This is a genomic window from Peribacillus muralis (assembly GCF_001439925.1).
GTDB lineage: Bacteria > Bacillota > Bacilli > Bacillales > DSM-1321 > Peribacillus > Peribacillus muralis.
On sequence record NZ_LMBV01000056.1, the window covers coordinates 1 to 4,332 of the forward strand.

At 33.9% G+C, this 4,332-nt stretch carries 5 protein-coding genes and 1 pseudogene; 2 read left to right on the forward strand and 4 right to left on the reverse strand.

What is annotated here, in order from left to right; all coding sequences use genetic code 11:
• Positions 1-160 precede the first annotated feature (160 nt).
• Positions 161-505: pseudogene (locus ASU00_RS23950) on the forward strand (DDE-type integrase/transposase/recombinase); the annotation flags it as partial.
• Between the two features lie 70 nt (positions 506-575).
• Here ASU00_RS23950 and ASU00_RS23955 read toward each other — a convergent pair.
• The 4 genes from ASU00_RS23955 to ASU00_RS23970 form a co-directional block, all read right to left on the reverse strand.
• A complete protein-coding gene (locus ASU00_RS23955) occupies positions 576-917 on the reverse strand; it encodes a hypothetical protein (RefSeq protein WP_082630604.1) in 342 nt (113 codons plus the stop codon).
• Between the two features lie 67 nt (positions 918-984).
• The gene (locus ASU00_RS23960) at positions 985-1,506 is read right to left on the reverse strand and encodes a DinB family protein (RefSeq protein WP_057915939.1); all 522 of its coding nucleotides are present in this window, start codon (positions 1,504-1,506) and stop codon (positions 985-987) included.
• Positions 1,507-1,646: 140 nt separating this feature from the next.
• The gene (locus ASU00_RS23965; protein WP_057915940.1) at positions 1,647-2,081 is read right to left on the reverse strand and encodes a MarR family winged helix-turn-helix transcriptional regulator; all 435 of its coding nucleotides are present in this window, start codon (positions 2,079-2,081) and stop codon (positions 1,647-1,649) included.
• A gap of 238 nt (positions 2,082-2,319) precedes the next feature.
• Positions 2,320-2,637 carry a winged helix-turn-helix transcriptional regulator gene (locus ASU00_RS23970; protein ID WP_057915941.1) on the reverse strand — a complete coding sequence of 106 codons (318 nt, stop codon included), beginning with the start codon at positions 2,635-2,637 and terminating at the stop codon, positions 2,320-2,322.
• Between the two features lie 134 nt (positions 2,638-2,771).
• Between ASU00_RS23970 and ASU00_RS23975 the strand changes: the two genes are divergently transcribed.
• A complete protein-coding gene (locus ASU00_RS23975; protein WP_057915942.1) occupies positions 2,772-3,641 on the forward strand; it encodes an SDR family oxidoreductase in 870 nt (289 codons plus the stop codon).
• Positions 3,642-4,332: the final 691 nt, after the last annotated feature.

Below are 4,332 nucleotides of genomic sequence, written 5' to 3' on the forward strand. Positions count from 1 at the left end.
CCTTACAGGAAGTTATATGCCAGTAAGTGGTGGCGGTGAAATGAATTAATAAAAATAAGGCCAGATATCATTTAGATATCTGGTTTTTTAACATTCATAAGCGATTGCTATTTTTTATTTCCGATTACGATTGTTAGAGTAACCCTTCTTCAATTCCAATGAAGCCTTGACTTTTTCATATGTGTCCAAACCTCGTGTCATAACAGTAGATAAGAATCCTACCTATCCTGTAGCGATTCAAAAGTTAAAAGAAGAGAAACATATGCCTGAAGGCGTACAAGTAAGGCAAGTTCGATACCTCAATAATATCGTGGAACAAGATCACCGATTTATTAAGAAACGTGTGCGTTCTATGTTGGGATTTATATCTTATAAAACAGCTACTTCTATATTGAGTAGTGTTAAAGTCATGCGTATGATTAAAAAGAAATAGACTCACCAAAGGGTGACGTCTGTCCATAATCAAAAAGAATTCATCCATAAACTGTTTGGAATAGCTGCATAAGCTAGCAACTTAAAGGAGACTGGTTCTTATGTTTCTAGGAATAGTTTTTTACACCAGAACCCACGAGCGCTTAATTTAAAAATAATAAGAATAATAATATTCCATTCCCAAATGCTGTTAAAAGAGGCCCGATAGTTTTAAATGTATTTTTAATTATCATACCAATAATCCCATCAATAAATTGTACACTAATCATTACGATAGACACTGCTACTAAAAAAGCATGACTCTCATAAAAAAATGGAATAAAGCTGGCTAAAACAAGAGATAAACTTCTGGAAAAAGCGTACATTGCGTTCGTATACGAATGATCTTTCAGTTTTTTTGACTTTAAAATAGCATCTATAGAAAAACCAAAACTGACTATTGAACTTATTAATGTAAAAGCTGCACAAAGGTAATAATAAAGCATTGGACTGCCTCCAAAATTTTATTCTTCACATGTTAAGATATAAAATTCATATCAATATAACTAATTATTATTTATCAAATAACCATTCATCCAGTCTTTTCTTTTGTCTCAAATGGTGACGAAAATGCATATCACTTAATTGAACCCATTCTGTTGCTGTTAAGTATCCATAACGAGGATGAGGACTTTTATAAGTAGACAAAATAGATGGAAGATGTGGTTCCAAGTTTTTTACTTTTTCAATAGCTTGAGTCATCAGTTTTTTTATATCTTCACGATTATTAGAATTTATTGGTTGTGGTCTTCCAGGTACTTTGATTCGGGTTGGAGGGAATTCCCCTATATTAAATATTTCTTCTCCATCTGCAGTCTTTCCTTCTGTAGTTTCTTGGTCCCTATTCATACAATTTTCAATTGCCGGTAGTAAAGTCGAATGAATTGAATCAATTAAGTGGTGATATAACTGCCCAATTGACCATTCTTCTGATGAAGGCTTTAATTTTAGCTGTTCAGGTGAATACCGATTTAGTTCTACTATATAATGATCAGTTATTTCTTCCAATTTTTTTAAAATGTTATTTGTTGACATGTTTATTTTTCCATTCCTTCCTTGTTTCTAAAAATATAATAAAAAATGGATAATATATTAAATTTTGTAAATTGTTCTACAAAGAATCAAATAATTTATTTAGTTTAACTAAATTATTTGATAGAATATCAATAGTAAAATTATAATTTATTTATATTTTTATGGAGTTTTTTCATCCAAACAAGCAATAAAGAAATCTCCTCTGATGAAAATCCTTCTCTAACTTTTTCTTCTAATTCTACAATAATATCCATACATACCTTACACTGATCCATTCCTTTATCGGTTAGAAAAATTCTTTTTATTCGAGCATCTTGTGAATCTGATTTACGAATAACCCACTCTCCATCTACTAGAATATCAATAAGATTCGTAAGAGATGCTGGGCGAATATTAAGATTTTCATGTAGTTCCTTTTGAGTCATACCATCTCTTACAACCCATAATTGTTCAAGTACATTAACTTGAGCAGCAGTAAGATTGTACATTTCTAACTTTTGCTCATACTCATAATTAAAATCTTTGAATATTTTTTTTGTCCAATATCCAATATTATTATTAAATGGATGTGTCATTTATTTAGCCTCCCTAAATAATAATAATCCAGTATTTTATCACTTGCAAGTTGAAATAATGTGGAAAATATTGAGATAAAGATGCTTAAATATTAAATATATGGTTCTGGTGCAAGGATTACATCCCTTTCAAAGAGGTATATAGATTCCAGGGATCTGTTCTTATGCGGTCATTCCAAATGATAGATGAATGATTTTCACTTGATTTTGGACAGACTTGTCCTGTAAAAATGAAGAATTATTTCTTATTCTGTAAATTTTTTTTACCCCACTCATCCATACTATCTAGTATCGGAATAAAGCTTTGTCCCAAAGGGGTTAACGAGTACTCTACTTTAGGAGGCACTTCCTTATAAACCTCTCTATGAACCATTTGATCATCCTCTAACTCCCTCAAATGACGCGTTAATATTCCTTTTGAGGTATTAGGTAACAATCTTTGAAGTTCGTTAAATCTCCTTGTCTGTTGGTTTAGATACCATAAAATGCTGATTTTCCATTTTCCTGCAATGATGTTTTGAATTTGTGTAACTGGACAATTTTCTTTTTGTTCCATAATAAATACCCCTCTCTCTAATGGTACTTTTTTTGTGACTATGTTAATTAAAAGTTACTACTTCCAAAAGAACGTCTAGAACTATAATATTAGATCATGCTTAATAATTAAACAAAAGAATGGAGAGATTAATGATGAAAATATTGGTAACAGGTGCAACTGGAAAGTTAGGTTCAAAAGTTGTTGAGACATTATTAAAAACCGTACCTGCAAATCAACTGGCTGTAAGTGTTAGAAACCCAGAGAATGCCGAACAATTTCGTGCCCGTGGAGTAGACATCCGCCAAGGAGATTTTGACCATCCAGAAACATTGGATACTGCTTTTGAAGGGATTGACCGTTTATTAATCATTTCTGCGGATGGTGACAACGAAACAAGAATTCCACAACACACAAATGCGGTAGCTGCGGCAGAGCGTGCCGGAGTCAAATTCATTGCTTATACTAGCATATCGAATGCAAAGGAAAGTAAAAACTTCCTTGCTCCTACTCATCAGGCAACAGAAGAAGCTATTTTAAAAACAGGGATTCCTTATTCTTTCTTACGAAACAACTGGTACCTGGAGAATGAAATTTCAAGTATTCAAGGTGTTCTAGCCGGAGCTCCATGGGTGACATCAGCAGGAAATGGCAAGGTAGGCTGGGCACTTCAACAAGACTATGCAGAAGCTGCTGCAGCTGTCCTATCTGGTAAAGGGCACGAAAACACCATCTATGAGCTTTCTGGCAACTTAATGACTCAAGAAGAACTTGCTTCCACTCTTGGCACTGTATTAGGTAAAGAAGTACCTGTGCAACTGGTTGATGACACTACCTATACTGATATTATGAAAGGTGCTGGCGTACCAGATTTCCTTCTTCCTATACTTGTTGCCGTTCAGAAAGATATTCGAGAAGGTACACTAGAAGTCGAAAGCAATGATTTAGAAAAACTTCTCGGACGACCAGTTACACCAACTAAAGAGGCACTTACTCAAATTGTTAATGGAAATACCCAAAAATAATTATGTTAGAGGCCCAGTCACAGGGGTTGCTGTCATAGTTCGCTACTTTCCGGTCTATGACAGCAACCCTGTGACTGGGCCTTATAGGAAGTCGTATCCACAAGATTATGTGGATGCGACTTTTTTTAGATTGGCTTGTTCTACTAAAACACCCATTAGTTTAACAAGAAAGTTCGTTTTCCATTAGATTTTATTTCCATTTTAATTGACCAGGTTTTTAGAGAAAGATATTGACATCCTATTAGCTGGTTAGTTTTTTAGAGAGCTGTGATGAACAGCTCTTTATTTATGAAACTAAAGGGCAATAAAATTCAATAAAAAAGAAGGGTAGGGAAACATGAAAAATTATTTAGGGGTTATTTCGTTTACTTTGATTATCTTGGTTATTTGTTTCTTTGCTGCGAATATAACACAAGTAATTGATCCTGGAGTAACAACTTTTCGTGTTTTAATGATATGTGGAATCATTATATCTTTCTCTTTTTCTTTTCTAAGTGAGAAAGGAGTTTGGAGAAACTTTACTTTATAGCCATCGAATTAATGAGAATAGTATTCCAGGGTAATGGATTTTAAATTGTTTATTCAACAAACAGGTGCGTTAGCTGAAGTTCGGAGCTGTCTCTAAGGCAGCTTTTTTCGTGCGCCCGGCATGGGTGCAATCTATAGGGTGTGAGTCCCGAACCATGAAGGC